The organism is Acinetobacter halotolerans, from assembly GCF_004208515.1.
In the GTDB taxonomy this organism is placed as follows: Bacteria; Pseudomonadota; Gammaproteobacteria; order Pseudomonadales; family Moraxellaceae; genus Acinetobacter; species Acinetobacter halotolerans.
On the sequence record NZ_SGIM01000041.1, the window covers coordinates 1 to 290 of the forward strand.

Sequence of the window (290 nt, forward strand, 5' to 3'; positions counted from 1 at the left end):
ACTGTCGTACCAGGTTCTGCTGTACCTGTAATCGGATCAGTGCCATTGATTGGATCAATCACTGGTGCGTCTGGCGCAACTGTGTCAATCGTGATCGTACCAGTGGTGCTGCCTTCGTTACCCGCTGCATCTGTTGCAGTGACTGTAACTTCGTGATCACCATCTGCTAGTTCTGCAACAACATCATCCGCAAGTGTCCATGTGCCATCGCCATTGTTCACTGCTTCGTAATCAACACCATCAATGGTGACAACTACTGTTGCTTCAGGATCATCAATTGTGCCTGTCAA

The 290-nt window shown here is 48.6% G+C and carries 1 protein-coding gene; it reads right to left on the bottom strand.

What is annotated here, in order from left to right:
- The coding region (locus EXE30_RS15790; RefSeq protein ID WP_228256136.1) for an Ig-like domain-containing protein at positions 1-290 on the bottom strand (290 nt) is incomplete at both ends.